32 protein-coding genes and 5 pseudogenes are annotated in these 25,549 nt (G+C 66.5%); 17 read left to right on the forward strand and 20 right to left on the reverse strand.

Annotated elements, in window-relative coordinates; genetic code table 11:
* Window positions 1-4: 4 nt before the first annotated feature.
* From OG758_RS46080 to nthB, 3 genes are read right to left on the reverse strand one after another with little or no spacing between them, the layout of a single operon-like run.
* Window positions 5-370, reverse strand: coding sequence for a nitrile hydratase accessory protein (locus OG758_RS46080; RefSeq protein ID WP_326715386.1), 366 nt, complete (start codon window positions 368-370; stop codon window positions 5-7).
* Entirely contained in the window at window positions 367-966 is a 600-nt protein-coding gene (nthA, locus tag OG758_RS46085) for a nitrile hydratase subunit alpha (RefSeq protein WP_326715387.1), read from the reverse strand. The genes OG758_RS46080 and nthA overlap by 4 nt, the downstream gene beginning before the upstream one ends.
* Complete coding sequence (gene nthB, locus OG758_RS46090; protein WP_326715388.1) at window positions 963-1,628, reverse strand: nitrile hydratase subunit beta; 666 nt, start codon at window positions 1,626-1,628, stop codon at window positions 963-965. The genes nthA and nthB overlap by 4 nt, the downstream gene beginning before the upstream one ends.
* Window positions 1,629-1,899: 271 nt before the next feature.
* On the opposite strand from nthB, the gene OG758_RS46095 reads away from it, so the two are divergent.
* Window positions 1,900-2,844 carry an NmrA family NAD(P)-binding protein gene (locus OG758_RS46095; RefSeq protein ID WP_326715389.1) on the forward strand — a complete coding sequence of 315 codons (945 nt, stop codon included), beginning with the start codon at window positions 1,900-1,902 and terminating at the stop codon, window positions 2,842-2,844.
* On the opposite strand, the gene OG758_RS46100 is transcribed toward OG758_RS46095, so the two are convergent.
* On the reverse strand, window positions 2,730-4,118 hold the full coding sequence (locus OG758_RS46100) for an RNA-guided endonuclease InsQ/TnpB family protein (RefSeq protein WP_442810394.1): 1,389 nt from the start codon (window positions 4,116-4,118) through the stop codon (window positions 2,730-2,732). The genes OG758_RS46095 and OG758_RS46100 overlap by 115 nt on opposite strands.
* A 21-nt stretch (window positions 4,119-4,139) precedes the next feature.
* Between OG758_RS46100 and OG758_RS49240 the strand changes: the two are divergent.
* The 4 genes and pseudogenes from OG758_RS49240 to OG758_RS46115 all read left to right on the forward strand — a co-directional run.
* Window positions 4,140-4,226 (forward strand): annotated as a pseudogene (locus OG758_RS49240) (IS200/IS605 family transposase); the annotation flags it as partial.
* Between the two features lie 304 nt (window positions 4,227-4,530).
* Window positions 4,531-5,460, forward strand: a complete 930-nt coding sequence (locus OG758_RS46105) for a hypothetical protein (protein ID WP_326715390.1) — start codon at window positions 4,531-4,533, stop codon at window positions 5,458-5,460.
* Window positions 5,461-5,710: 250 nt separating this feature from the next.
* On the forward strand, window positions 5,711-6,076 hold the full coding sequence (locus OG758_RS46110; protein ID WP_326715391.1) for an iron chaperone: 366 nt from the start codon (window positions 5,711-5,713) through the stop codon (window positions 6,074-6,076).
* Window positions 6,077-6,328: 252 nt separating this feature from the next.
* A complete protein-coding gene (locus OG758_RS46115; protein WP_326715392.1) occupies window positions 6,329-6,514 on the forward strand; it encodes a DUF6381 family protein in 186 nt (61 codons plus the stop codon).
* A 95-nt stretch (window positions 6,515-6,609) separates the two neighbouring features.
* Here the strand turns inward: OG758_RS46115 and OG758_RS46120 are convergent, their stop codons facing one another.
* From OG758_RS46120 to OG758_RS46150, 7 genes and pseudogenes are all read right to left on the reverse strand, one after another.
* Window positions 6,610-6,774, reverse strand: a complete 165-nt coding sequence (locus OG758_RS46120; RefSeq protein ID WP_326715393.1) for a hypothetical protein — start codon at window positions 6,772-6,774, stop codon at window positions 6,610-6,612.
* A gap of 7 nt (window positions 6,775-6,781) precedes the next feature.
* The gene (locus OG758_RS46125; RefSeq protein ID WP_326715394.1) at window positions 6,782-6,934 is read right to left on the reverse strand and encodes a helicase; all 153 of its coding nucleotides are present in this window, start codon (window positions 6,932-6,934) and stop codon (window positions 6,782-6,784) included.
* 2 nt (window positions 6,935-6,936) lie between these two features.
* Window positions 6,937-7,151 (reverse strand): annotated as a pseudogene (locus OG758_RS46130) (MFS transporter); the annotation flags it as partial.
* Window positions 7,152-7,404: 253 nt separating this feature from the next.
* Window positions 7,405-7,809, reverse strand: a complete 405-nt coding sequence (locus OG758_RS46135; protein ID WP_326716256.1) for an STAS domain-containing protein — start codon at window positions 7,807-7,809, stop codon at window positions 7,405-7,407.
* Between the two features lie 96 nt (window positions 7,810-7,905).
* The gene (locus tag OG758_RS46140) at window positions 7,906-8,769 is read right to left on the reverse strand and encodes an RNA polymerase sigma factor SigF (protein WP_326715395.1); all 864 of its coding nucleotides are present in this window, start codon (window positions 8,767-8,769) and stop codon (window positions 7,906-7,908) included.
* A gap of 133 nt (window positions 8,770-8,902) precedes the next feature.
* Window positions 8,903-9,289: an ATP-binding protein gene (locus OG758_RS46145; RefSeq protein WP_326715396.1), complete on the reverse strand. Its 387-nt coding sequence runs from the start codon at window positions 9,287-9,289 to the stop codon at window positions 8,903-8,905.
* Window positions 9,290-9,699: 410 nt separating this feature from the next.
* Window positions 9,700-9,870 carry a hydrophobic protein gene (locus OG758_RS46150; protein ID WP_266567468.1) on the reverse strand — a complete coding sequence of 57 codons (171 nt, stop codon included), beginning with the start codon at window positions 9,868-9,870 and terminating at the stop codon, window positions 9,700-9,702.
* 254 nt (window positions 9,871-10,124) lie between these two features.
* Between OG758_RS46150 and OG758_RS46155 the strand changes: the two genes are divergently transcribed.
* Window positions 10,125-10,298 carry a CsbD family protein gene (locus OG758_RS46155; RefSeq protein WP_326715397.1) on the forward strand — a complete coding sequence of 58 codons (174 nt, stop codon included), beginning with the start codon at window positions 10,125-10,127 and terminating at the stop codon, window positions 10,296-10,298.
* Between the two features lie 430 nt (window positions 10,299-10,728).
* On the opposite strand, the gene OG758_RS46160 is transcribed toward OG758_RS46155, so the two are convergent.
* Together OG758_RS46160 and tnpA are read right to left on the reverse strand one after the other, a co-directional pair.
* Window positions 10,729-11,988 (reverse strand): phospholipase D-like domain-containing protein, encoded by a 1,260-nt coding sequence (locus OG758_RS46160; RefSeq protein WP_382060994.1) that lies wholly within the window; start codon window positions 11,986-11,988, stop codon window positions 10,729-10,731.
* 300 nt (window positions 11,989-12,288) lie between these two features.
* Window positions 12,289-12,720 carry an IS200/IS605 family transposase gene (gene tnpA, locus OG758_RS46165; protein WP_266558385.1) on the reverse strand — a complete coding sequence of 144 codons (432 nt, stop codon included), beginning with the start codon at window positions 12,718-12,720 and terminating at the stop codon, window positions 12,289-12,291.
* Between the two features lie 26 nt (window positions 12,721-12,746).
* On the opposite strand from tnpA, the gene OG758_RS46170 reads away from it, so the two are divergent.
* The 6 genes from OG758_RS46170 to OG758_RS46195 all read left to right on the forward strand — a co-directional run bounded on the left by OG758_RS46170 (window position 12,747) and on the right by OG758_RS46195 (window position 18,251).
* The gene (locus OG758_RS46170) at window positions 12,747-14,066 is read left to right on the forward strand and encodes an RNA-guided endonuclease InsQ/TnpB family protein (RefSeq protein WP_326709690.1); all 1,320 of its coding nucleotides are present in this window, start codon (window positions 12,747-12,749) and stop codon (window positions 14,064-14,066) included.
* 58 nt (window positions 14,067-14,124) lie between these two features.
* Entirely contained in the window at window positions 14,125-14,511 is a 387-nt protein-coding gene (locus OG758_RS46175) for a DUF1206 domain-containing protein (protein ID WP_326715399.1), read from the forward strand.
* Window positions 14,512-14,618: 107 nt separating this feature from the next.
* The gene (locus tag OG758_RS46180) at window positions 14,619-16,196 is read left to right on the forward strand and encodes a PP2C family protein-serine/threonine phosphatase (RefSeq protein WP_326716257.1); all 1,578 of its coding nucleotides are present in this window, start codon (window positions 14,619-14,621) and stop codon (window positions 16,194-16,196) included.
* Entirely contained in the window at window positions 16,193-17,287 is a 1,095-nt protein-coding gene (locus tag OG758_RS46185) for a cobalamin B12-binding domain-containing protein (protein WP_326715400.1), read from the forward strand. Before OG758_RS46180 ends, OG758_RS46185 begins: the two co-directional genes overlap by 4 nt.
* On the forward strand, window positions 17,284-17,697 hold the full coding sequence (locus tag OG758_RS46190) for an STAS domain-containing protein (RefSeq protein ID WP_326715401.1): 414 nt from the start codon (window positions 17,284-17,286) through the stop codon (window positions 17,695-17,697). The genes OG758_RS46185 and OG758_RS46190 overlap by 4 nt, the downstream gene beginning before the upstream one ends.
* Window positions 17,698-17,747: 50 nt before the next feature.
* Window positions 17,748-18,251, forward strand: coding sequence for a MarR family winged helix-turn-helix transcriptional regulator (locus OG758_RS46195; RefSeq protein WP_326716258.1), 504 nt, complete (start codon window positions 17,748-17,750; stop codon window positions 18,249-18,251).
* 212 nt (window positions 18,252-18,463) lie between these two features.
* Here the strand turns inward: OG758_RS46195 and OG758_RS46200 are convergent, their stop codons facing one another.
* From OG758_RS46200 to OG758_RS46215, 5 genes and pseudogenes are all read right to left on the reverse strand, one after another.
* Window positions 18,464-19,654: a PP2C family protein-serine/threonine phosphatase gene (locus OG758_RS46200; RefSeq protein WP_326715402.1), complete on the reverse strand. Its 1,191-nt coding sequence runs from the start codon at window positions 19,652-19,654 to the stop codon at window positions 18,464-18,466.
* 360 nt (window positions 19,655-20,014) lie between these two features.
* A pseudogene (locus tag OG758_RS49245) lies at window positions 20,015-20,314 on the reverse strand (IS3 family transposase); the annotation flags it as partial.
* Complete coding sequence (locus OG758_RS46210; RefSeq protein ID WP_326715404.1) at window positions 20,311-20,448, reverse strand: hypothetical protein; 138 nt, start codon at window positions 20,446-20,448, stop codon at window positions 20,311-20,313. The pseudogene OG758_RS49245 and the gene OG758_RS46210, both read right to left, overlap by 4 nt.
* 45 nt (window positions 20,449-20,493) lie before the next feature.
* On the reverse strand, window positions 20,494-20,628 hold the full coding sequence (locus OG758_RS49250; RefSeq protein ID WP_442810395.1) for a transposase: 135 nt from the start codon (window positions 20,626-20,628) through the stop codon (window positions 20,494-20,496).
* 111 nt (window positions 20,629-20,739) lie between these two features.
* Window positions 20,740-21,447 (reverse strand): VanZ family protein, encoded by a 708-nt coding sequence (locus tag OG758_RS46215; RefSeq protein WP_442810396.1) that lies wholly within the window; start codon window positions 21,445-21,447, stop codon window positions 20,740-20,742.
* Window positions 21,448-21,511: 64 nt separating this feature from the next.
* On the opposite strand from OG758_RS46215, the gene OG758_RS46220 reads away from it, so the two are divergent.
* Window positions 21,512-21,712 carry a hypothetical protein gene (locus OG758_RS46220; RefSeq protein WP_326715405.1) on the forward strand — a complete coding sequence of 67 codons (201 nt, stop codon included), beginning with the start codon at window positions 21,512-21,514 and terminating at the stop codon, window positions 21,710-21,712.
* A gap of 333 nt (window positions 21,713-22,045) precedes the next feature.
* Here OG758_RS46220 and OG758_RS46225 read toward each other — a convergent pair whose 3' ends face one another.
* Entirely contained in the window at window positions 22,046-22,189 is a 144-nt protein-coding gene (locus tag OG758_RS46225) for a hypothetical protein (RefSeq protein WP_326715406.1), read from the reverse strand.
* Between the two features lie 129 nt (window positions 22,190-22,318).
* Here OG758_RS46225 and OG758_RS46230 point away from each other — a divergent pair, with 129 nt between their 5' ends.
* On the forward strand, window positions 22,319-22,498 hold the full coding sequence (locus tag OG758_RS46230; RefSeq protein WP_326715407.1) for a hypothetical protein: 180 nt from the start codon (window positions 22,319-22,321) through the stop codon (window positions 22,496-22,498).
* A 572-nt stretch (window positions 22,499-23,070) separates the two neighbouring features.
* A pseudogene (locus tag OG758_RS46235) lies at window positions 23,071-23,428 on the forward strand (helix-turn-helix domain-containing protein); the annotation flags it as partial.
* A gap of 22 nt (window positions 23,429-23,450) precedes the next feature.
* On the opposite strand, the pseudogene OG758_RS49255 reads toward OG758_RS46235, so the two are convergent.
* A pseudogene (locus tag OG758_RS49255) lies at window positions 23,451-24,347 on the reverse strand (transposase); the annotation flags it as partial.
* Here OG758_RS49255 and OG758_RS46245 point away from each other — a divergent pair.
* Window positions 24,304-25,032, forward strand: a complete 729-nt coding sequence (locus OG758_RS46245; RefSeq protein ID WP_326715408.1) for a helix-turn-helix transcriptional regulator — start codon at window positions 24,304-24,306, stop codon at window positions 25,030-25,032. The pseudogene OG758_RS49255 and the gene OG758_RS46245 sit on opposite strands and share 44 nt — an antisense overlap.
* On the forward strand, window positions 25,019-25,420 hold the full coding sequence (locus OG758_RS46250; protein ID WP_326715409.1) for a RidA family protein: 402 nt from the start codon (window positions 25,019-25,021) through the stop codon (window positions 25,418-25,420). Before OG758_RS46245 ends, OG758_RS46250 begins: the two co-directional genes overlap by 14 nt.
* The last annotated feature ends 129 nt before the right edge of the window (window positions 25,421-25,549 follow it).

A 25,549-nucleotide genomic window follows, 5' to 3' on the forward strand; every position in this document is an offset into this window, starting at 1 on the left:
GCGGTCAGTGCGGGTGGTCGTGGTGGCCGGTGTGGTCACGGTGGTCGTGGCCAGGGAGGCGTTGGGCCAGGGATTGGGCACGTGTGATGACCTCGTCCGTGGACACTGCGCACAAGCCCGTGAGCACATCCTCCAGGGCGGCCAGCCAGAGCCCGTAGTAGTTGTACGGTTCGTCCCGCTCCGCCGAGGCTTCCCAGGCGGCGATCCGGGCGATCAGTGCGGCCTGGAATTCCGGCCAGCTGAACGCTCCCGCGTCGTACAGGGTGACGGCCATCCCGAAGGCACGGCTCTCCCACGGCTCGGCGAACACCAGCTCGCCGTTGGAGCGGGGCGGTGCGGCGGGGCCCTCGATGTCCAGAGGTGCGGTCATGGTGCCGCCACCTTGGCCACGCCAACCATTGCGTCCCTCGTCACCAGAGGCACGAGTTCTTCCTCGGCCAGATGCTCGGTGCCGGACGGCTGCTCGGGCAGTACCAGCCAGCGCACCTCGCTGGTGGAGTCGCGGACGGTGATCCGTACATCGTCGGCCAGCTCGAGTCCCAACTCAGACAGCACCGCGCGCGGTTCCTTCACCACCCGGGCGCGGTAGGCGGGATCCTTGTACCAGCTCGGCGGCAGGCCGAGCACCGGCCAGGGGTAGCACGAGCACAGCGTGCAGACCACCACGTTGTGCGTGGTCGCGGTGTTCTCCACCACGACGATGTGCTCGCCCTGGAACCCTCCGAAGCCCAGTTCCTTGATGGCGGCCGTGCCGTCCTCGAGCAGTCGGCGACGGTACTCGGGGTCCGTCCAGGCCCTGGCGACGACCTTTGCGCCGTTGAGCGGTCCGATGTTGGTCTCATAGGTGGTGACGAGCCCGTTCATCACCTTCGGGTCGATCAGGCCCCGCTCGGTGAGCAATTGCTCGAGCGCCTCGGTGCGCAGGGCCGGGGGAAGATGCTCGGCCGATCCGGCGGTGGTGGTCATGACGTGGTCTCCAGGTAGCTCTCGAACATTTCTACGGTGAGCTCGAACGGCTCGGCGTCGGCGCCCCACAAGTCATGTGAGTCGAAGCGCACCGAGTAGACGTACTGCGGGTTCTCACCCAGGAAGTGCGCGTTGGTGTCCGGCAGCACGCCGGCGGGCTGAATGATGTCGACAACGCCGACATGCCCTCGCACATAGCGCGGCAGTCTGGTGTGTCCGGACGGCGCCATGTCCTTGGCGCGCACGCGCTCGCCGACGGCGAAGGCGGGCGCGGTGCCGAGGAAGCGCAGTGTGCCTTCGGCGGTCGGCGCGTAGTCGGGCTTGGCCGGCTCCGGGATCGGGGGCTCCTCCACGTGCTCGCCGCGGAGGTTGCGGGCGCGGGCGTCGACCGCACCAGGAGCCAGGATGGCGCTGTCGAGGAGTCTCAGCTCTCCGGCGTTGAGCCAGCGCCCGTAGTAGCCGTCGTCGATGTAGTGCGCTCGGTCCAGGCGCTCCAGCGCGTGCCGGAAGGAGTCCAGGTTTCCCCCGGACACCCTGTTCGAGAGGATCGCGAGCGCGAATGCCCGGCTCTCCCAGGGTTCTGCGAAAACAGGTTCATCCTGTCTCGGCGGATGCATGGTGCCCCAGCCTGGGGCTCCTCCCATGTCGGCAATACCATCCATGGTCAGACCTCTCTTTTGCCAACAATAGCGGGCATAGTTAGATGAATTGTATTTGGGTGATACCTCTGGCGTCACGGTATGAGCTGCGCTCCAAGCCGCTGATTGCGGCGCTGCCGCGCATGCGTCGGGCTCATTGCCCCGCGTGCCCGGGAGTGGCGGCGGGCGAGAGGATGGGCCAGCGGGTCAGGCCTTGGACGCATGCCGATCTCTTCGCCAGGGCTGGACGTCACCCCGGTTGCGCCCTGGTCATGCGGGCCGCAGGCTGCCCCTTATGGACTACAGCCCGGAAGCAGGCATGCAGCCCATTCTGGTGACCGGTGCTGCGGGCAGCGTCGGGGCCGTCGGCAGGACCGTGGTCCAAGGTCTACGGCGCCGGGGCCTCCAGGTCCGTGCTCTGGTGCACCGGGATGACGACCGTGCCCAGGCGCTGCGCGCGACGGGTGCCGAAGTCGTGGTCGGAGATCTGACGCGTGCCCGTGATGTCGCCGACGCCCTCGACGGCTGCGGTCGGATGTATTTCGGCATGGCCGTGTCGGCGCAGTATCTGCTGGCCGCCGTGACCACGGCGGCGGTCGCGCGCGCCCACGGAAGGCTGGAGGCGTTCGTGAACATGTCGCAGCTGACCGTCTCCGAGATGGACGCCACCAGCGGCTCCGAGTCGCATCAGCATCGTCAGCAGTGGCTGGTCGAGCAGGTTCTCGACTGGTCAGGCCTGCCCGTGGTCCAGGTCAGGCCCACCGTCTTCATGGAGAACCCGCTCTTCCAGACCGTGTTTTCCTCGATCACCAAGGACGGCACCATCAGGTGGCCCTTCGGCAAGGCGAAAACCTCCCCGATCGCGGCCGGTGACGTTGCCGCGGTCGTCGAGGAGATTCTGGCCAATCCGGCCGGGCGCATCGGCCGGACCTATGAGCTGACGGGTCCCCGATCGCAGGACATCGCCGCTTTGGCCACGGAGATTTCCGATGCTTTGCACCGCACGGTCGGCTACACCGACGTCCCGTTGCAGGAATGGCTCGACAACGATCTCGGCGCGCTGGGACTGCCGGACCATATCCTCCAGCACATCTCCACCATGGCTCGCCTGCACGTGGCCGGCCGCTATGACCGCCAGGCAGACGGCATGGCAGAGGTAACCGGGCGGTCCGCTGCAGGAGTAGCCGATTTCGTCCGCAAGAACCCCGAGCTGTTCACTCGGTCAACGACCCGGGACTGAAAGGTCCCGGGCCTTGCGCAACGGGCACCACGGGCTGTGGTGCTGCGTTTGCGTCCTGTCCCACGCCCGGTGTTCGGGGGTGGGTCTGGGGCAGTTGACTGCACCCCGCGTCGCCACAACTCTTCCGCACGGTGACGGATGTTGCGGGAGCCGTTCCAGTCCGCGTGTGCAACGACACCGCAGGACCGGCATGCAAAGCGGGCCTGGGAGGCCCGGTTCGCTTTGTCGATGTGCCCGCATTCGGCGCAGGTGCGGGAGGTGTACGCCGGATCGACGTGTACCACCGGTACCCCTGCCTTGCGGGCCTTGTACGTAATGAACGCTCCGAGCTGGGCAAAGGCCCAGGAGTGGAGGGTGGCCCGTTGGGGCTTGCGAAGCCGTACCCGTGCGCGGATGCCCGTGAGGTCTTCCAGGGCGATTCCGCGACCGGTGCGTTCTGCCTCGGCCACCACATGCTTCGCGATCTTGTGGTTGATGTCCCGCCCCCGCCGCGTCTCCTTACGACGCCGCTTCTTCAGGCGCCGTTTGGCGGACGGGGTGTTCTTCTTCTGGAGTTTCTGCCGCAAGGTGCGTTCGCGCAGACGCCCGCGGTTGAGCCGGCGCCCGGCCATGATCTGACCGTCCGAGGTGGTCGCGATGTTCACGATCCCCAGATCGACCCCCAGGAACTGAGTGACGCTGGTGTTGAGTTCGGCCTCGGGGACCTCGCAGGTCGCGATCAGGAACCACATGCCGTCGCGGTACAGCAGGTCGGACTCGCCCTTGCGGTACAGGGCCAGGCGCGCCAAATGTTCGGGGGCGGCGGTGAACGCCACCTCTTTCATGCGGCCCGACAGGGTCCAGATGGACACCGTGCTCTGCGTGTACTGCCAGGACAGCATCCGGTCGTCATACGGCTGGGCACCCTCCGGCCGGAAAGCGATCGGTTTCTCGACGGCGCGCCGGTAGCGCTTGGAGGAGGGCTTGCCGAGGTTTCCTGCCTTCAGGTTCGCCTTGAGCGTCGTGTACGCGTCGCAGGTCTTCTTGATGACGTGCTGGGCCGCTTGAGCTCCGAGCCCCCACCGGTCCTTGACCGCCGTATAGGTGTGCTCACGCAGGGCGAAGTTGCGCTTGATGTCCTTCTCGAACGCCACCTGGGACACCCAGGTCGCGGCCTGATTGCAGGCGTGCAGGGTTTCCTCAAGTGCCGCCGCCTGCACGGGCGTCGGCAGGAGCTTCACCTGCACGGTTAACTTCACGACCGTGACGCTACCTGCCGCCTGACGCACCGGCATTCGAACAGCGCACATTCCTCCTGGTACCCCTCCTACCTCACCGCCTCCGCGGGCGGCGCGCCGCTCGCCCTCATCAAGCAGTACATCGAGCAGCGCAAACGCCCTGACCAGCCGGCCTCCGGCCGGCTCCGCCGGGCAGCCCCACGGCCGAAACCACAGATACTGCGATGCTGCGCATCGCCACCACAGGATGCGATTCCTCCCGGGGCCGAAGCCCCTGGGTTCCTCGCAAGAGCCCGCTGAAATCGCCCAGGGCTGCTCCTCGCCCGCCGGCATTCAACGGGGTGGGGACTCCAACGAGCACCGCGCCTACGTCCGCCGGTGTTACCCGCTCGTGGAGTGTGGGGAGCATGTCGGCTTGCCAATGGGGCCAGCTGCGCGTCCGTCTGAAGCAGCCGTCTACGCTCTCGGCATGCAACGCAGCGATGCCACGCGGGACGACGGCACGTGGGTGGGCGTGTCCCTGGACGTACAAGACCGCCACCGGCCGGGGCTGTGTGTGTTCAGTGCCGGGCCGCAGTTGCTGGTCTCCCAGCTGTCGCGGCCTGTGCTGCTCGCTGTTGTCGACGAGCACGTCCACGGCGTGGACTTCTGGCGCACCGATGAGTACCGCACCTTCGTCCCGCCGCTGCGTGCTGATGTGGCGCGCGCTCTGGCGGGCAGCCCGGAACGGTGGGCTCACCGCTTCGCGCAGTACCTCATCGACGCACCGGACAGCCCGCTGCACGAGGGCCGCTGGCTGCTCTCGTGCGAGAGTCCGCTTCGACGCTGGCGCCACACCGACACCTCGCATGCCGAGTACTGGAGGTCGATGCTCGTCGGCGGTCACCCGGACGGATACCTCGACTGGTTCGACCATTCCATCTCTTGGGAGATCCTCCCGCTGCGGCCGATGCCCGCTGCCGACGACAGCCGGGTCAAGGCGTACCGCAAGCAAGCCCGTGACGGAACGCTCCCACCCGTTCTGTTGTGGTGGGTCAGTGGCCTGGACTGCCACCTCATCCTGGATGGTCACGCGCGGCTCGCCGCAGCGATCGCCGAGTCCGTCGATCCTCCGTTGCTGCAATTGCACCGCACGATGCTGCGCGCTGACCTGGCTGCGCGCACTGATGAGGCCGTGGGCTTCTACGAGTACGAACTGGCACGCTTCGCGCAGCTCCGCGTCGTCCACGGCCCCACCGTCCCGGACGGTGCCGCCACCGCCGGCCCTCAGCTCGTCAGCCGCCTCCACGACCTGAACACCGTGCAGCAGCCCACCTGGGCCTGGCCCCTGCCCGGCGGGGAAAGGCAGTGGCGTCGCATCGCACGCGAGGTGACAGCCAGGCAGGACTGGCCCCACTAGTAGGGTCGGGGACTGGAAACGGAGCATCAGCCACCGCGCCAGTCCCTGACCCTACTAGTCATCGGGGACCTGGACGAGCTCATCAGCCGGTGGGCCGACTGGCTTGCCCAGGCGGCGGCCGGCCGACTCGCCCACCCCGGTCGCATGCCCGAACGCGAGCCCCAGGGCTCCTGGAGGCGGTGGCCACACCGGGCCGCGTAGGACGTGTTTGAGATGTGGATCGATGTCTCGTGTCGCTTACGCTCGGGCCATGGTGCAAAGCCAGGCGGAAGATGTCGACGGCTACCTCGCCGAGCTGCCCGAGGAACGCAAAGAGGCTCTGACTCGACTGCGTGAGCTGTGCCGTGCCGAGCTGCAGGGATTTACCGAGGTGATGGCGTACGGGATGCCTGCCTATGAGCGGGACGGGAACGGGGAGATCGCCTTCGCGAGCCAGAAGCAGTACATCTCCATCTATCTGCTGCGGAGCGATGTCCGCGAGGCATTCGCTGAGCAGTTGGCGAGCCAGGACATGGGCAAGGGCTGCCTGCGCTTCCGTAGGCCGGAGAAGATCGACTTCGCGCTCCTCCGGGATCTGCTGCGGGCCACGGCGGCCAGGGCGGGCAAGATCTGCTGACTGTTGCGACTCAAGGCTGCCACCCGGACACGGGCATCGATCAAGCCCGTGAATCGATCTTCAGATGTCTCGTGGCGATCTGACGGATGCGCAGTGCACGGAGGCACCGCCGCGCCTCAGGCTGTTGCCTGCCGACACCGCGAGGGCGTTCCAGCTGCGTAGATAGCAGTGGGTGACCGCACGGGATGCAGGGGGTGACGAGGCCTGTTTCTCTGGTGTGGCCAGCTCTTCCCCATCACCCAAGGAGTGATCATGAGCGCTGCAGGTGAGTCCGGTCGTATCCAGCAGATGCGTGCCCAGGCTAAGGACCTCGAGCAGGCCGCGGAACGCGCCACTGACCCGCAGGAGCGTCAGCGTCTGAAGGACAAGGCCCGCCAGCTCAAGGAGCAGAGCGAGCACGCAGGCGGTACGGGCAAGCCGGGCATCGACCCGATGTAGTCCCGGTAGTTCCGAGCGCAGACGCCGGCCGGTGGCCGGCCTCCGTGGCCTTTTTGGCACGCGAGAGGCCCCCGGCCGGCGTCTGCTGTCTGTGCTCAGTCGCCCGCGGCCCGGCCAGTGCGTACCGGCCCAACTCCGCAGGCCTGTTGCCTGGACCGTAGGAGCGCCACGTACCCATCGCGCTCGTCGTCCGTCACCGCGCGCAGGGCGACGTCCAGGAACTCGCGGGACGCCGAGGGCGGCCAGCGGCGCTCGCTCATAGCCGCGTCATGCTGCCCAGTGGAGTCCGAGTTCGGCGAGTTGCCGGAGTTTGCCGGTGGTGAGCTTCGCCCGTCTGTTCTTGGTGTTCGACAGCCATACTCCGAGTTCGATCTCCGTCCCGTCCTGCAGCTGTTCTACGTGGCTCCTGGGGACGGTCACTTGCCGCGGACCATCCCGGCGGCAACAGACAGCACGGCCAGAAGGGCGTACGGACCGAGGACTGCTGCGAGTGCGGCGGTGGTGGCACCGCCCAGTGCGATGAGGCCGTGGTGCGGGCGGTTACTGCGGTGCGGCGGGCGAGAGCGGCGTAGAGGGTGCGGCCGAGGGTCTGGCCGGCGCCGCCGAGGCCAAGGTCCCAGGCGGCTTGGGTGACGCTGGTCTTCTTCGCCGGCTGGATGGTGGCCGGGTTCGCGATGGCGGGATGCCGTCGGCCAGGAGCCTGGATGAAACAAGGCGGCGGCATGGCCCTCGCCGCGGTACCCGCCAACACCCCCCCGCATCCTGGGCATCGTCGGTCTGGATCAGGTCTTCACCATCCACCCGGACGCCGCGACGGCCACCGCCTAGCAGTTCCGTCACTCACTGATCCTGCCCTGAGCAGCAGTCACGTGCTTTCGGCCAGATGATGGTCAGATGCCAGCGGCGGGTGTTTGGCCCCTCGTTGCGGACGCATCGACTGCGCGGAGTTGCTGCAGTCCCTCGTGTGCGGTGTCGGCGAGGGGCAGGATGGTGTCGGTGCCGGTGATTTCCAGCAGTCGTCGCACTGCCGACTGCAGGGGCCCGGTGAGGACGAGCGGCCTGGCAATCGAGGTGTGGTCGGAGAGCGTCTGGAGGAGCTGGTTGAGGAAGGTGCTGTCGGCGAAGGTCACTTCCGACAGATCGAGGAGCGTTGCGTCCGTCGACGTGTCGGACAGTACCTGTGCGAGGACTTCCTCGACCTCGGCGAGATTGTGCAGGTCCACGTCACCGAACGGCGTGATCACCGTCACACGTTCCCGCCGGTCAAGACGCACTTTCGCTCTGCCTGATGTCATGCGCAGCACCCTGACACACAGCGTGCCCCGAACGCACCCCGCCTCCGGCACTTGTGGTGCCGGAGGCGGGGTGCGTTCACGAGGAGCCAGGCTGGACTAGTTGGTGGTCATCAGGCCGGTGCGGAGCTTCGCCACCACGCGGGCGATCAGGCGGGAGACGTGCATCTGCGAGACACCGAGTGCTTCGCCGATCTGCGACTGGGTCTGCTCCTCGACGAAGCGGAGATGGATCAGCGTGCGTTCACGCTCGTCGAGGCCGGCGATGAGCGGGGCCAGGGAGTGGAAGTTCTCGATGAGCTCGTAGGAGTCCTCTTCGAAGCCGATGAAATCGGCCAGCGCGGCGTCGGACTCCTCACCTGCGCTCATCACCGAGGCATCCAGGGACGAGGCGTTGTAGCCGTTGGACGCCATCTGCGCCTGAGCGACCTCGGACGGCTCCAACTGCATCAGCTCCGCCAGCTCAGCCGTGGAGGGATTGCGGCCCAGACGGGTGCGCAGCTCCTCGGTGGCCTTGGACAGCTCGATGCGGGCTTCCTGGAGGCGGCGCGGCACGTGCACGGCCCAGCTGGTGTCGCGGAAGAACCGCTTGATCTCACCGGTGATGTAGGGGACGGCGAACGTCGCGAACTCGACCTCACGGGTCAGTTCGAACCGGTCGATCGCCTTGATCAGGCCGATCGTGCCGACCTGAACGATGTCTTCCATCTCTTCCTGGCCACGGTGACGGAACCGGGAAGCCGCGTACCGCACCAGGGAGAGGTTCATCTCGATCAGGCAGTTGCGCACGTACTGATATTCGTGCGTGCCTTCCTCCAGCTGCCCGAGCCGGCCGAAGAACCGCTTGCCGATCTCGCGCGCATCCTTCGGCGCGATGGAAGAGGGGTCGGCGTAAGCCTGCTCGACGAGGTCCTCCTGAGCCTGAGCGACCTGGATTTTCTCCTGCGTCGTTACGGTGATCATGCGCCCGCCCCTTCTGCTTGTTCCGAGCTTGCCTGCTGCTCCCCGTTCCGGCGCCACTACCCGGCATGGAGGCGAACATGCATGCAGAAGCCGGAAGATCCTTCCGAGGGTCCGGTGATCAGCGACCTGTGCTCTACGGCAGGGCGAGGATGGCTGTGATGGTCTTGCCGTCGGGCTGGATGTCAACAGAGACGTGTGAGGCGAGGCGCTGGGTGATCATCCAGCCGAAGCCGCCGGGCAGTCCGGGGTTGTGGCGTACGAGGTGAGGCGCCGTCATGCTCCGGTCGCTCACCTGCACCAGTAGGGATCCGTCTTCTATGCGGGCGTTGAACCGGGTGAGCCCGCCGCCGTGCAGGATCGCGTTGGAGGTCAACTCGCTGGTCACCAGCAGGGCATCCTCACGAAAGCGTCTGGTCTGGTCCGAGCGCAGCCGGCAGGCGGTTTCCACAACTGCCCTGACCTCGGTGCGCGCGTCGTGACAACCCATCTCCTTGATCTCGGGCGCCGTGTGAGTGGTCATGAAGACCTCAGCCCCTCTCTGCGTCGTTCTGCGAACTCGTCAATCGGAAGGTGCGCCGCCCCGTTATCCCACCTGCCCGACCCGTCGCACAACACTCCCCCCTACCCACCCAAAGGCAGAGCGTCAACGCTATCCAGTACAAGGACGGCACCTCGGACACTCTGCCAATGCTGGTCCCCATGGGCTGTGTTCCGCCTTCCGTGCACGGCACTTCTGCACGCGATCGATCCAACGCGCTTGCCGCGGAATTTCGATTTGCTGCTTGAGCACGTCGGCCTGGCGGGCGGGTAATCCTTCGCAGGTGCGCAGAAGAGGGGTGGACCTGACCGTCCCAGGTCGGGTCCACCCCTCAGCCCATCGCCCTGGCGGCAGTGCTGCATCCGCCGTGGGCCGTCTTCAGTCGGCGGTGATCACCATCGGTACCAGCGGCCCTTGCGGCCGCCGCTCGCCGCCGGGCGGATCACGAAGCCGAGCAGCCACAGCACCAAGACGATGACCGCGATCCACCACAGGGCCTTCAACGCGAAGCCCGCGCCGAAGAGGATCAGAGCCAGAAGAAGAACAAGAATCAGGGGAACCATCGTTATCAACCTCCTGACCGCCATGTGTCCTCGTCTCACTCACGCAAACGCGTGAAAGATGCGTTTGGTTTTTAGCGGCAAGGGTATTTGATCGCGCCATGGCAGCTCACTGAACGCCCGTGCCCGCACTGGTCATGCATCGGATACCGTGGTTATTCATCCGGGAATTCGCTGCCACTCATGTTTGCGCTGTTGATCCGTGGCCACACGAACTGACAGCACATGATGTCCAAGCCAAGGGAGTGTGAGCGGACTTGACTGCCAACGAGAAGGCCAAGGCGAAGACCGAGCAGGTCACGGGCGCCGCCAAGCAGACCGCGGGACGTGCTGTCGGCAACGAACGTCTGACCGTCGAAGGCCGCGCCGAGCGCAAGAAGGGCGACGCCCGGGAGGCGAAGGAGAAGATCAAGGATGTCGGCAAACATTAGCCGGCCGAATGACGCGACAGCGGTGGGGCGGACTCTCCCAAGGAGTCCGCCCCACCGCTGTCGCGTCATTCGGTCCCCGCGACTCTCTGCGGGGTGACCATTGAGAACGAGGAATTCCTCTCGGCCAGGAGGAAAAGGTCCTCGCACGTTTCAGTTCAGACGCTGCTGATGCGACCCTCGGTGTCGGGGACCAATGGGCTGTGGCGCCGAGGGACCTCGGCGCCCTTGTGGGCGAAGTCTGCAAGGCTTTGACCGGCTCCCGAGTCGGGAGAATGCTGTGTGGTCCCTTCCGGATTTTCGCTCGTGGCGTCAACAGCCCCGCGGCCGGGGCTGACCACGCTGAGGCCCATGTGCCGGGAAAAGGGGCTTCAGCGCTCACGGGTGGTGCAGTTGGCCGCCGTGGGACTGCCGCGGTGACGGGTCTGGCGGGTCAGAGGAAGCGCCGGATGGGTACGACGGCTGCTTCCTTGGCGCGTTGGAGGGCCGAACGGCGCTTCCAGCGTCCGGGCCTGATGAGCTCGCTGCGCTCGAGATCCTCGGTGAAATGGCCATCGAGCGTGGCGGTGAACGTCTGGTCCAGGACGGCGAGCATGACCTCTTCGTCGTGGTCGAGGGAGCGGCGGTTGAAGTTCGTCGAACCGGTCAGTGCCATGGTTCTGTCGATGGTGATGACCTTGGTGTGCAGCATCGTGGGCTGATATTGGAAGACCTTTACGCCGCAGGCGGTGAGGTCTTCGTAGTAGCGCTGGCCGGCCAGTTGGCAGACCCTCTTGTCGGTGTGCGGGCCTGGGAGAAGGATCTCGATCTCGACGCCGCGGCGTGCGGCGGCGCACAGCAGCTCGATGAAGTAGGCATCAGGTGCGAAGTAGGCGGTGGCCAGCCGAATCCGTTCCTCCGCAGACTCGATCACCACGCGCAGCAGTGTCTGCATGTCTTGCCAGCCGAAACTGGCCGAGCCGCGCACCACTTGCACGACGGCTTTGCCCTGCGGGGCGTGGTTGATGAACCGGTCGCGGTCATCGAAGAGTTCGTCGTGGCACTCGGCCCAGTTCTGAGCGAAAGCTGCGGCCAGCCCGTCCACGGCGGGACCGCGCACCTGTACGTGGGTGTCGCGCCACTCGTCCGGGGTGCGGGCGTCGCCGCACCACTCCTCGGCGATCCCTACCCCGCCGGTGAACGCGGTCTCCTCATCGACGACCAGGACCTTGCGGTGACAGCGGTGGTTCTGCTTCAGCGGTGACAGATAGAGCGGCTTGCGGAACCAGGCCACCTGAACACCGGCCCGCTCCATCACCTCCAGCTGATCCTTCTCGATGAGCCGGCTGCCAAAACCGTCCAGCAGGAGGCGCACGCGCACCCCCTCCCGCGCCCGGTCCGCCAGTGCGCAGGCGAACCGCTGGGCGATCTCGCCCTTCCAGTACACGAACGTCATCATGTCTACGGTGTGCCGCGCGGAGCGGATGCCGTCCAGCATCGCCGTGAAGATCTCGTCGCCGTTGCGCAGCGGGACGAGCGCGTTACCTTCGGTCGCCGCTACCCCTATGAGCCTCTCCAACCGACGTCTGGCGCGCCGGGCCCGCTCATCGAGGATGGCGTTGATCTCCTCCTCTTCCGCGCTGCCAGAGGAAGATGATCCGACGATTTCGGCCGTTCCGGTGGGGCCTGCGGGAGCGTTCTGCATGTGTGTCATGGATGTACCTTCCTTGACGATGAGCGGGACGATAAAAGCAAAGGGCCTGATCCAGGGATCGCATACCCCGCGATGGACAGAAGGCGGCATGGCAACTGGATCAGTAACGGCACGCGGGCGCAGGCAGGCCCGGCGCACGGCGAACAGCACGGCAGTTTCGGGCGCAGCTCGTGCGGGCTTCGTGGCCCCTGGGGTCATCTACCTTTGATCTTGGCCAGTGCTCCGCCGTTTACGGCGGGGGTGAAGGCCATCTCAGGGCTGCTCTGAGCCGCACGTTCGCACGGGTCCGCAGTGTTGTCCTCAGCCGGTGGGGCGCTGCTGGTTTTCGATGTACTGCTTGACGACGGTCAGCGGTGCGCCGCCGCAGGATCCGGCGAAGTAGGAGCCGGACCAGAAGTGTCCGCCCCACAGGTAGCGGCGGACGTGGCTGTCGTATTCCTGGCGAAGCCTGCGGGAGCTGACGCCCTTGAGGGAGTTGACCAGTTTGGAGAGCTGGACCTTGGGCGGATAGTGCACGAGCAGATGCACATGGTCCTGCTCGCCGTTGAACTGCTTGAGTTCGGCCTCGAAGTCGGTGCAGACGTCGCGCATGATCTCCTCGGTGCGCGTCAGCATGGCGTCGGTGAATGCCTTGCGCCGATACTTGGTGACGAATACCAAGTGGACGTGAAGGTTATAGACGACGTGACGGCCGGTGCGTACGTCAGGATTTGGGTTCCATCGTGGTGACATAAGCCAACTGTAGTAGGGTGATGGTCATGGGTGAACTCGTGTGGGAGAAGCGGCAGTTCGGGCACCGCGCCCGGCTGGCGCTGACGCCCGCACAGGTCCGGCTCATGGATGACCAGGCGCACGCGGCACGCGCGATGTGGAATCAGCTCCACGACCTGTGGCAGATGACGCCGAAGTGTCAGCGCGCTCTGACGCGCATGGATCAGGCGTTGCGGCAGGCCCGCAAGGAGATCGACTGGTACGCGGTGCTGCCCGCGCAGGCCGCGCAGGCGGTACTCAAGACGTACTTCCAGGCGTGGCGGAACTGCTGGGACGGGCGTGCGGACGAGCCGAACTTCAAGGCCCGCTTCCGCACGGCATTGTCGGTGGACATCCCGCAGGGCCGGGACTTGCAGATCAAGCGAGTACACCGACGGTGGGGCATGGTCAACATCCCCAAGGTGGGCCGTGTCCGGTTCCGCTGGACCAAGGATCTCCCCGTCGGCAAGCTCGCCGACAGGGAGAATCGGATCACCGGGGCACGGCTGGTCAAAGACGGGCTCGGCTGGCACATCGCCTTCCGTATCCAGACCCTTGAGCTCAAGCCGGAGCCCCACCAGGGTCCCGAGGTCGGTATCGACGCCGGGGTGAAACTGCCGCTTGCGCTGTCCGACGGCAACCACCAGGACCACGGACGACCTGCCCGGCTCCCGGACGGCACCGCCGACCGGGACAAGTGGCTGAACCCGCAGGAGAAGGCCAAGCTGCTCCGCCTGGAACAGCGCGCCGCGCACCGCAAGAGCTTCCGCAAGCCGAAAGAGCGCAGCTCCAACCGGCTGCACGTCACCTACGACCAGATCAGGCAGCTCCGCGCAAGAGCCACGCGCCGAGCAATCGACTGGCAGCACAAGTCCACCACCGCCATCGCCCAGCAGTACGGCACGGTCGTGGTGGAGCAGTTGCAGATCACGAACATGGTCAAGTCCGCCAAGGGAACCATCGAGAACCCGGGGAGGAACGTCGCGCAGAAGTCCGGCCTGAACCGTTCCATCAGCCAGGAGGCGTGGGGCCGCACCGTGACACTGCTGACGTACAAAACCGCCCGAAACGGCGGAACCCTGGTCAAGGTACCCGCCCCGAACACCTCCCTGCGCTGCTCCGCGTGCGGATTCGTCACGCCCGGCAGCCGCGAAGACCAGGCCACGTTCGTATGCAAGAACCCGGACTGCGGATGGTCGGCGAATGCCGACTGGAACGCGGCCCGGAACGTCTTGCACCTGTACCGGATCGGCCTCGTGGCGATCCCGGCTGCCGGGAGGGCAGTCGTCAGGCGCACCCGTGGCGTCAAGCCCGCTGCTGCAAGGTAAGCAGGAATCTCCTTCCTGAGCCTGCGAAGGGAGGAGAGCACTTCAACTACTCATTGGCGTGCTCTCGCCCCGGGTCGCCTTCTCGGACGGAGGTGGTGAGCAGGCAGACAGGGGTGGTGCCATCGCCGAGATCGCTGAGAAGCCTTTTGGCGCGGTTCTGCTGTGGCTGCCCGGCATATCGCTGGTGGGGATGACTCTGTGGCGGCTGACTGAAGCGGCGTTCGGGCAAGCGGGGCCCGACAGAGTCTGGTCGGCCACCAAGCCCGGGATCGGGTGGTGGCGGGTTGATGTCGGTGCGAATCGTCACGGCTTCCTGAGTCTGCTCTGCGAGCGCGTCTCGCTTTCGCATTCTGTGCCGAGTCGGTCACGAGGAGGTAGCTGGTTGCCAGAGAGTGACGACGTGAGGGATCGTTGCCTTCGAGCAACGTTTCCGTCGAGTCGATGAGGTGAGGGATCCGCACGGCGGATCCTACATATTTGGATCACACCCGAGCGCAAATCGCCGCAGAGCCGGGATCTGACTTCCCGTGGGGCACGGCTCCCTACCCGGTCCTGGTCGCTGACATCGATGGCACCCTCCTACAGCGCAACGACGCGGCTGCCGGACTCCTGCCGGAAGCGACGCCCGGGACACCTCTCGCTGAGGTAGCCCCGGCCTGGCTCGCCGCGAAGCACCGCACCCTGCAGCTCACTGGCCGTAACTCCGCGACGGAGACGGATACACCGCTTTCCGGCATGATCGGCGGGCGCCGTTTCGAGGCGCACCCCAGTGTGCGGGATGACGGCACGGTGGCCTGGTGGCTTGTCGATGACACCGATCACCAACTCGTCCGGGACGCCCTGCACATGGAACGGGAGCGGACCGCGTTCCTCGCCAAGGCGTCCAGCGCCCTGCTCTCCACTCTCAATCTGGGGCGCTGCATGGATGTGACCTCGCAGATGGCTGCGGAGAGCCTCGCGGATGCGGCGCTCGCGATCGCGCCGTCCCGTGCGCACCGGCTGCCGGTGGTCACTTGCGTGCGGGGCGGCGTGCCCGAGCTTTCGCACCAGTCGGTGGATCCGGACGAGGTGCCAGGTCTCGGTGAGGCGTTGCGTGGATTTCCGCCGGTGCCCTCCCGGTGGATCGATCCATTGACGGCGCCGCAGTGGTTGGTGCCCGAGAGCTTCGGGCCGGTCGGCTCGATAGTGATCACCCCGTTGCCCGGGCACGGTGTCCCTGCCGGGGCTCTGGTCCTGCTGCGCAAGGAGAAGAGTGACTCCTTCAGCGACGAGGAGGAGGTCTTCGCCCGGCTGTTCGCCACCCGCGCAGGTGCCGCGATGTCGGCCGCCCGCCTCTACGCGGAGCAGACCGCCATCACCGACGTGCTGATGCGGGAGCTGATGCCCCCGACCCTGCACCAGATCTCCGGGGTGGACTTCGCCGGAGGCTACCGGCCGTCCGCGGACCACGAGCGTATCGGCGGGGATTTCTACGACGTACACCCCGCCACCGAGGGCGACGCCTCCTTCGTCTCTCTCGGGGATGTCTGCGGAAAGGGTCTGGAAGCCGCCGTCCTCACGGGCAAGATCCGCAGCACGCTGCACGCCCTGCTGCCCCTGGCGGACGACCACCAGCGCATGCTCTCCCTGCTGAACACCTCACTCCTCAACTCCCATCACACACGGTTCGCGACCCTGGTCCTGGCCTCCGCCGCGCGCCGGGGCAACGAGGTGGACCTCAAGCTGACCAGCGCCGGCCACCCGACGCCACTGATCATCCGCGCGGACGGCACCGTCGAAGAAGCCGACACCCGCGGCACCCTGGTCGGAGCCATCCCCGACGTCTCCGCCCGCACCACCGCCGTCACCCTCGAGCCAGGGGAGTGCTGCGTCTTGTACACCGACGGAATCACCGAAGCCAAGGGCGGGCCGATGGGCAACGTCCTGTTCGGCGACGAGCGCCTCAAGCGCGCCCTTTCCGCATGTGCGGGCATGCCCGCCGAAGGCATCGTCGAGCATGTGCAGATGCTGGCCGCCCAGTGGCTCAGCAACCGGTATCACGACGACATGGCCATCGTCGTGATCGCGGCGCCCCGCACCCATCATCTGAGTGCGGTGAACGGGCACACCCGGGGAAGGTTCACCGGATGAGCACGAGCACGCCGCCCCGCCTCCCGCGCAGCGACCGCCTGGAGCAGCTGGCCGACCAACTGTGGAACACCGTCTCGGCAGGAGACGAGTACTCCGCCACCGGGCTGGTGGTGCGCGCCCTCGACGAAGGGGAGGACCCGGAGAGCGTCCTGCTCGATGTGATCGCAGTGGTCCAGGGCAAGGTCGGCGAGGAATGGGTGGCGAACCGGCTCAGCGTCGCCCAAGAGCACGCCGCGACCGCCATCAACGAAAGGGCCATCACCGCCCTCAGCGCCCACCCCTCCGTTCGTACGACGGTCACCCGAGGCCGCATCACAGTGGCCTGCGTCGACGGTGAATGGCATGCGCTGCCACCCCGTCTGCTGGCCGAGGTCCTGAAACTGCGCGGCTGGCAGATCGACTTCCTCGGCGCCCAGCTCCCCACCCCGCACCTCATCACCCACCTCCACACCACCGGCGCCGACGCGGTCGCCCTCTCCAGCTCGATCGCCACGAGGCTGCCCACCGCACACGCGGCCGTCACCGCATGCCAGGCCATCGGCGTCCCCGTCCTCGTCGGCGGCGCCGCATTCGGACCCGCGGGCCAGTACGCGAAACTTCTCGGGGCCGACGCCTGGGCCCCCGACGCCCGCGCCGCCGCCGACCACCTCGCCCGCGGTCCCCTGCCCCGCCCCCATCTCGACCACCAGCAGATCGACGACCTGCCCCACCTGACCGACCAGGAGTACACCCTGGTCACCCGCAACAGTGACTCCCTGGTACGCACGGTCTTCACCGCTCTGCAAGATGCGCTCCCGTCCATGCGCACCTACAGCGAACTGCAACGCGAGCGCACAGCGGAAGACCTCGCGTCCATCGTCGAGTTCCTTGCCACCGCCCTCTACCTCGATGACGAGGAACTCTTCACCAGGTTCATCGCCTGGACCGTGCAGGTCCTCACGTCGCGGGGCGTACCCGCGCAAAGTCTGCCGCCGGCCCTGGACCTACTTGCCCTGGAGCTCAAGGACTTCCCGAGGGCCACCCGGATCCTCCACGTCGCGACGCGCGCTGTCACCACCCACCACTCCTTTGAAGCCGGGAACACCGCATGACCACTCCGCCCCCTGACCACCTGCGCCTGACCAGGGTCGACACCGAGGACCGAGTCCGCATAGAACTCGACGGCGATCTCGACCACTACACCGCAGACCACCTCGTGAACGAGGCCACCGCACAGCTCTCCACCCGGCCCGGACTGAGAAACCTGCACCTGCACTGTGGAGGGCTCGGAGTGATCGACTCCACGGGCCTGTCCGCGCTGCTGATGATCAACCGCCGCACCGCCGCCGTCGGGGTACGTTTGCACCTGGAGGACCGGCCCGCGAACCTGGACCGACTCCTGCACCTCACCGGTACCCTCGACCACCTCACGGCACCTCCCACTGTCGGCGCCGCAAAGCGCTCGACGCACGAAGAAGAGGACACGGCGCTCCGCCCCACCCGGCCGGGCGCCGGCACCTGAGCCACTGCCCGGCCGTTCACCGGGCAGAACCACACACTGACGGGGCAATGATGACCGCACCAGACGCCGCCCCCAGCGGGATCGTTCACGAGGCGACCCAGTCAGCCAGTTCAATCGCCGAACTCCTTGACGTGATGTGGGAGCACGCCAGAAACTCCACCGCCGATGCCACCGCGCCCGGCTCGGCATCCCAACTGCGCCTGATGTACGTCGTCGACCGCGAGGACAGCATCCGGATGCGCACGTTGTGCCACCAGCTCGCCGCCGCACCGCCGACCGTCACCCGCATGTGCGACCGGCTGCAAGCCATCGGCTTCCTCGAACGGATGCCATCCCCCGACAGCGGCCGCGAGATCGTCCTGCGACTGACCGCCGCAGGGAAACGGCATCTGCAGCGCATCCGAGAGCAGCGCGACAGCATGCTGCACCAGGCCATCAACAACATGCCCTCCACCGAACGCCGTGCATTGGCCAAAGGACTCGCAGGGCTCACCGCCCAGCTCAGCGCCACCGACGCGGAAGACAACAGACCCGGCGCCCACTCCGCGGCATGAACTGCTCCTACGCGTCGCCAATGCCGAGACCATGCGAATCCTGAGCAGGGCCATCACTGACCAGAGCCTTGAAATCAAGCCCTGGCCCCGACTCTGTCGGGGGTTCTCCGCGTTTCCCGGTCGCCAGCACGATCAGCGAACATGCCCGTGATCGCCTCAGGGGTCGATAGGCCTCTACGCGGTGCGCAGGTCCGGGTTCGCGTCGGCTACCGTCAGTGCGACTGTGCTGAGCTGCGGCCGAACCAGTCAAGGCAGACAACCAGGGCGTCATCGTCGGGGTCCGCGTCGCGGTACGCCCTCAGCTCCTCCAGTACCGCCCGGGGGACTGCGGCGGCGGGCAGGAAGCTGACGGCTTGGATGGCTCGTGCGAGCGCCCGCTCCTCATAGACTTCCCCCGCTCCGGATGTGGCGCCATAGACTCCATCGCTGACGAAGATCAGACGGTCTCCGGGCAGAGCTTGGAACTCCTGTGCCTCGTAGAGGGTCTCGTCGAACATCCCCAGCGGCTGCTGTGCCTCGAAAACGACGCGTTCCACAATTTTGTCGCGTTGACGCCACAGCTGAGGCGATCCGGCGTCCACCACCTGCCCACGTCCTGTGGCGATTTCGAAGAACAGAAGCAAGGTCGATACGTATTGCGTGCCCTGGTACTGGGCGTAGATGGCCTGATCGGCGAGTGCAGCCTGATCGGCGATGCCAATCCCGGCTCTGCGGGCATTACGGAGAGCGTTGACAGCCAGATTCGTCAGCAGAGAGGCATGGATTCCCTCACCCATTCCGTTGGTGACGGTGAGAGTGAGAGTGTCGGCCGTAGTGGCCCAGTCGAAATTGTCCCCATGGATGTCGTAGGCGGGCTCCAACTGCCCCCCGATAGCGTATTCCTGGCGTGCACAGGAACGAGCGGGCAGGAGCTGCCACTGCATCTCCGCGGCGAGGGTAAGTCGCTGGCGGCGGCGGGCCTGGAGATAGAGATCGGTGTCACGCTCAGCCACAAGGATCTCGTGACCCAGGAGTTCGGCGAGCCCCGTCATTTCGTCAACTGCCTGGGGGGTGCATCTGTGTTCAGGAAGGCGTACGGTCAGAATCCCGATCCTGTCGCCGCGAACGGTCACCGGCAGATGCAGCTCCACCGTCCCGTCCTCAGCGATGTACTTGCCGTAAGGCTCCTGGCTGATGAAAGCGCGGCCCTCCGGACTGGCCTTTATTGCCAAGGGCTGAGCAGTGTGCGGAAGAGCGGTCACCGGCTGGAGGACGGTGGAACCGTAGTCCGCCACGAGCAGATCGACTTCGGTGGCCTCGAAGTGCTCAATCAGCGCGTCACGCACCGTGCTGAGGAGTTCATGAGGAGCGCCCGTGCGTACAGCGCGCTCAACGGCCTGAAAGTGTGTCACGGTGAGCGCCATTCGTCTTAAGCGGTCAGGGAGAGACGGCACGCGAGGCAGTCAATGGTGCGGCAATCTCGCGGTGTGGCCACAGAGAGCCTTGAGAGGAATTCTAGCGCCCACATGCAGAACATTATCCTGCGGCGGATTCCTATCGTATCCCGCGCCGCAATGACCGTACGATACGTCGGCTAGAGATCTTCGACAGTTGGGGTTACCGCGGTTGGAAGTCGAGGCCGACCTTGGCGGCGAGGCCGTCGATGAGGCCAGGGCGGTACTGCATCCGTTTGAGTCGGTCTTCACCAGCGCAGTGAGCTGGTTCGGGGCCGGTGCGGCCCTGCGGTCGGCACGGGTCAGGGTGCGATGCCCGGCGCGGCGGCTGTGCCCGGCGATGCCGTGTTCACGCATCAGCCACTCGACGCGCTTGCGGTTCACCAGGCGGCCCTGGCGGCGCAGTTGGGCGTGGATGCGAGGGACGCCGTACGTACTCTTCGACGCGACGTGGATGATGACTGTGATCTCGTGGACCAGGGCGAGGTCTTCCCGCTCGCGCACGGAACGGGCCTGCTCTCTCGCCTCCCGTGCGTAGTACGAGGAGCGGGCCACGCCGAGGACGGCGCACAGCAGCAGGATGGTGAAGTGAGCCTTCTCCGTACGGATGAACCGGTATATTTCGCTCACCGGTCGCTCTCCTTCGCGAAGAAGGCCGTCGCCTCTTTCAGGATCTCGATCGTCTTGGCCTGGTCGGCGGTGATCTTGTGCAGCCGCTTGAGTTCCTCCCGCTCGGCCGCCCCTAGCCCCCTACCGGCGGTCACCAATGCCCCCGTGCCGGCCTGTCCGGTGCCGTTCGCCCTCTTCGCTCAGCCCCGCAGACTCTGTGAGCTGATGCCGAGTTTCCGCGCCACGCAGGTCACCGTTCCGCCCGAGGAGGCCACGAACGCAATCGCATCCCGCTTCAACTCGTCCGAGTACCGCTTCGTGTAATTGCTTCCCACCTGGCGCCGCTTCCGGGCTCACACCTCCCAGCCTCCAGGTCTCCGCAATCAAGAGAAGCTTCACCAGTGCCTCAGGAAGGATGCTCCTATCGCGGCAGGCAGCGTAGAAAATCAGGGGCGCTTGGCCCGCAGCAACGCGGGAATCCTCTTGCGGAGAGACTTCGGAGTAGTTTTTTTCCTGGCCGTTGTCTTGGTCTTTGTCTTGGCGTTTGTTTTGGCGGCCGAAGTGGGGCGAGCATCGCTTTTACGCCAGGCCCACATCCAGCGTTCCCGGCTCTTCTTGACGGCAGCGACCCGAGCTGGCTCGTCGGCTGACTCGGTGCGCGGGCGCCACCAGTGGACACGGCGCGGATGCAACGCTCGGCCGAGCCTGCGGCCAAGGACGAGATACCCGAGGAAGGCGCCCGCCGCATTGAGGATCACATCGTCGATGTCGAAGGCCCGGCCGGCGACCAGCAGTCCTTGAGCGATCTCTACGGTGAGCATCACGAACGCCGTCATGAGCACCACTCGAACGAAGCCCCGTGTGCGTGGGAAGATCACCGGCAACAGAAATCCGAACGGCACTCCCAGAACGACATTTCCTCCGACCTGCTTGATCGTGTCTCGCCAGTCAGGCTGGTCGAAGTACAGCCGAATCGAGCTGCCGGGGTGCAGGTTTGTGTGGGTCAGCGGTACTGACGCTGGTGACGGGACGAGTGTGACCTTCGCCAGCGCGACGGCGAACGCCACCATGCAGACGAAACCAACTGCCATGACAAGGGCGCGTACCAGATTCCAGCCCAATGAGTGCTGCCGCAGACGAGGTTCGGGTTCCATGCGGCGCCAAGTACCCGGACACTGGCGCCGCACACGTCGTACGGCCAGATGTGTCCGCTGCCCCGTGCGCCTCAACGCGTTTTCTGGGGGCGTCGGTTCCCCCTCGCCGGCGCCGACTCCCTCGAAGCATGACGCCGATATCAACTTCAGCTCTCCTGACGACGCCTGGTGGACGAGCGACCGGTGGTCGATCAGCGACGTGATGGCACGCGCCCGCGAGATCGAGGACCTCGGCTACGTATCGCTGTTCCACGGCGATGCGTAGCCGGAGGCAAGGAGCCCTTCACCCAGACCGCTGCCCTGCTTGGTGGCACCGAGCGGCTGGTGGTCGGCACCGGCATCTCCTCGGCGAGGGGGCGGGTGGGTGGCCAAGGGCCGCCCGGGTGCGTGCGCTTGCCGACCCGGGATGCGACGACGCCGGCCCCCGAGCCGGGCCGCCGCACCATGCCAGGAACGAGGCCGACTGGAGACCGATGGCGCACGGCCACACCTGACCGGCTGCACCCAGACCCTCGCGGTGGCGCACGCGGGGCCGCGGCAGCGCAGGCGACTCGGACACTGGGAGCGGCCCGTTCCCGAAGCGCGACATCGTCATCGCTCAGCGACGCCGCAGTCGGTCGAGCCACGCGCGAGCCTGAGCCTGCTTGCGGGGGTCCGCGGACGTCCGGCGCGCCGTCGCGATGGCCCGCCGGCCCTGCGGACTGCGGCTGTACTGCTTGATCCGGTCGAGAATGCCGGGCATGACGCCTCCAAGGTGTCGTTCGCCAAGAGCCGCCACATCGAGTCACCGCTCACGTTGCGACTACCCGGGGAGCAGTACGGGACACGAAAGCGGGCACACGGGCGACAACGACAAGGAACAGGAGTTCCCGTGTTTGCCATCGCCTCTGCCGTGCTGTTCTTCCTGGCATTCCTGATCAATGCCGCCGACATCTCGACGAACGACGTCTTCTCGTCCGTGAACGTCATGCTCCTCGGCTTCACCGCTCTGGCTCTCCATCTGGCGGGAGCCGGTGGCTGGGCGCGTACCAGAACGTCGCGTCGACGCTGAACAAGTGTTCACGCCCCGGTCTTACGCGGGGAAGTGCACTCGCTAGTAGTCGATCATGGTTGGGGCTTCCTGGAGCACCTGTCTTCCCACGACGTCTACTTGCGGACGAGGAGATTCGCTGGTGATACGCGAGCCCGACAGCGTGACAGGTGTGCCTCCCATGGCCGATTGCGCGCCACCGCCCGTGGCGGGAGCGAACGTCTGAGCGTGCTGGTGGTCGCCCGCGCACTGATCGGGTCTGTGTTCTGCGCTGGCCTGTTGCTCTTCGTGCGCTTCGACCACTGGGCCGGGGCGCATCCGTTCGCGGGAACCCTCCTCATCGTGCTTGCTGTTCCGGTGCCATACGTGGCGCTGCGGGCAATGCCCCGGGCCCGGCCGCCCGAACCTATCGACAACTCGCCTGCTGGACCGAGAGAGGAATGATCAAGAGGGTCCGCACCGGCCGCTACTCGGCATCACACAGTGACGGATCCCTTGCATGACCTGCAAGTTCGCTACTGACTTCGGCTCGTCAGGGTGATCTTTCGCGAAGTCCCCGCTGGGGGTGGTGTGTTGGTTGTATTCCGTGGTGTGTGAGGTATGCGGATGGGGGCGGGCTGACCGCGATGGGGCGTCAGCGCCGGGAGTCGGTGCGGTTGCAGGCGGCCGAGTTGTTCGAGCAGGGCATCAAGCCGCCGGAGGTCTCGCGGCGGCTTCGTGTGAGCCGGAAGTCGGCCTACCAGTGGCATGAGGTGTGGCGCGAGGGCGGGACGGCGGCCCTGGCCTCACGTGGTGCGGGCGGGAGTCGTTGTCGCCTGTCGCCGCGCTGCCTGGAGAAACTTGGCCGCGTATCTGGAGCAGGGACCGGCTGCGCATGGCTGGGTGGAGGACCAGGTGTGGACCGCGGCCCGGGTGGCCACGCTGATCGGGAGGAAGTTCCACGTCTCCTACAGGGGTTGATGCACCGTTCGACGGTGTTGCGCCGCTTGTAGGCGTCGCGGTCAAAGCTGGGTGGTCGGCCACTGTTGCGTCCCTTGCGTTTGCGGTTGGCGATCTGGTCAGCAGGTTCGGGGATGACGGCGCGGATTCGGCGTCGGCGAAGGTGGTCGCGGATGGCCCGGGACGAATGGGCCTTGTCCGCCAGCACGACGTTGGGCCGGGTCCTGGGTTGGCCGACTCGGCGTGGCACCCGATTGCTGGCCATGACCTGGTCGAACGCGGGCGCGTCTCCTGCCTGGCCGGGCGTGAGGTGAAAGCGCAGGGGCCGGCGCCGGCTGTCTGCGGCCAGGCGGATCCCTGGGGTGGTGGAGCAGTCACGATGTGCCTGCGGATGGATTGAGTTCTGCGGGGCTGGGGGAGCGCCCCGATGTGGTGGTCTGCCCGATGCCTGTACGGCTGGTAGTCGGCCGAAGTCGATGGCGACGGGTGATTTGCCGTGGGGTGCGTGAGCGGTGCGGTGCCGCTGGACCGCTGGGTGGCGGTTGTCCTGTCCGCACCGAGGTGCACGGTTCGAGAAGCCGGCCGCTGGTGGAGTTGGTGCGGGGGTAAACCCGCCGGCTGTGAACGTGGTGCTTGCATCGCTCTGCCTACGTCCTGGTCGGACACGCTGATCGATCCAAGCGCTGGACGGGAACTCTAGAGATGGATAGATTGTCTGTATAGAGGTAGACGAAAAATCAACGCGTTTCTGGATTCCCGCCCTCACGCACGACGGCACCCCGGCGAAGGCGAGCCCTCGCCAGGCGTGGGTGCCGAGCAGAGCGTTGAACGGACGCAGGAAGCAAGGAATGAGCCGCAGTGACGACACCACGCAACGGAGGCGGGCGATGACCTCGGACGACACGAGCCACGCGAGCGGCCGGAATGACACGCAGGACCGGGACGCGCAGCTTCTCGGGCTGGCGGCGTCCGGGGTGCAGGAGGACGAGCACCTCTTGGCCGAGGCCGAGAAGATCGCTCAGGCGCTGGGCCGCATGTTCCCCGGAATCTGTGAGGTCGTGCTCCACGATCTGCGAGATCCGGACCACGCCATCCGCTTCATCGAGAACAACCTGTCGGGACGTCAGGTGGGCGAGTCCGCCACGGAGCTGGGCCTGGCCCGTATCCGGGACCCGCAGTACCCCAGCGTCATCCAGAACTACGCCAACCAGTTCCCCGACGGACGCCCCGCGAAGAGCACCTCGATCGGGATCAAGAACGCCGCCGGGCAGTACATCGCTGCGCTGTGCCTGAACCTGGACATCTCCACGCTCTCGCCCATCACGCTGACCCTGTCGAACTTGGTCGCGACCGATCCCGAGAACCGGGATGCCCAGCTCGAGAAGCTGAGCGACCGAAGCCGCCGGGAACTGCGCGAAGTCATCGAGACCACGGCCGCCGAGCGCTCCACCACCCCGCGGGCCCTGCCCCGGGACGCGAAGAAGGACCTCGTGCGCCGCCTGCACGACGACGGCTACTTCGACACCCGCAACGCCGCCCAGACCATCGGCGACCTCCTGGGCATCTCCCGTGCCAGTGTCTACACTTACGCAAGGCGAGACGATGACCGCAGTTGAGAACACCTCGATCACCACACTCGACAGCGCACAGCTGGCCCCGCCGGCGGGCCACTACTCGCACATCACCACCCACCGCGGCGTGGCCTACATCTCCGGCCAGCTGCCTGTGGCGCCCGACGGGTCCCACCTGGCCGACGAGCCGTTCGACATCCAGGCACGGCAGGTACTCAGCAACCTCGACGCCTGCCTGGCCACGGCCGGCACCAGCCGCGAGCGGCTGCTCTCGGTCACCGTCTACGTGACCGACATAGGCGACTGGCCGGCCTTCGACCAGCTGTACACGCACTGGCTCGGCGCGAGCAGGCCCGCACGAGCCGTCGCCGGCGCCAAGGAGCTGCACTACGGGTCCGCGGTGGAGGTGCACGCCATTGCCGCCCTCGACTGAACACCCTGTGCAGCCCGCAGACCGCAAGCCGGGACCCCCCGGTCTGCTGTACATCACCGAGGAGCAGACCGCCGCGCTGGTGGACGAGTCTCTCGCCTGTGAGGCGGCCCGCGCCGCGTTTGTCGCGAC

Origin of the sequence: Streptomyces sp. NBC_01474, from assembly GCF_035918215.1 — a bacterium.
GTDB lineage: Bacteria > Actinomycetota > Actinomycetes > Streptomycetales > Streptomycetaceae > Streptomyces > Streptomyces aureus.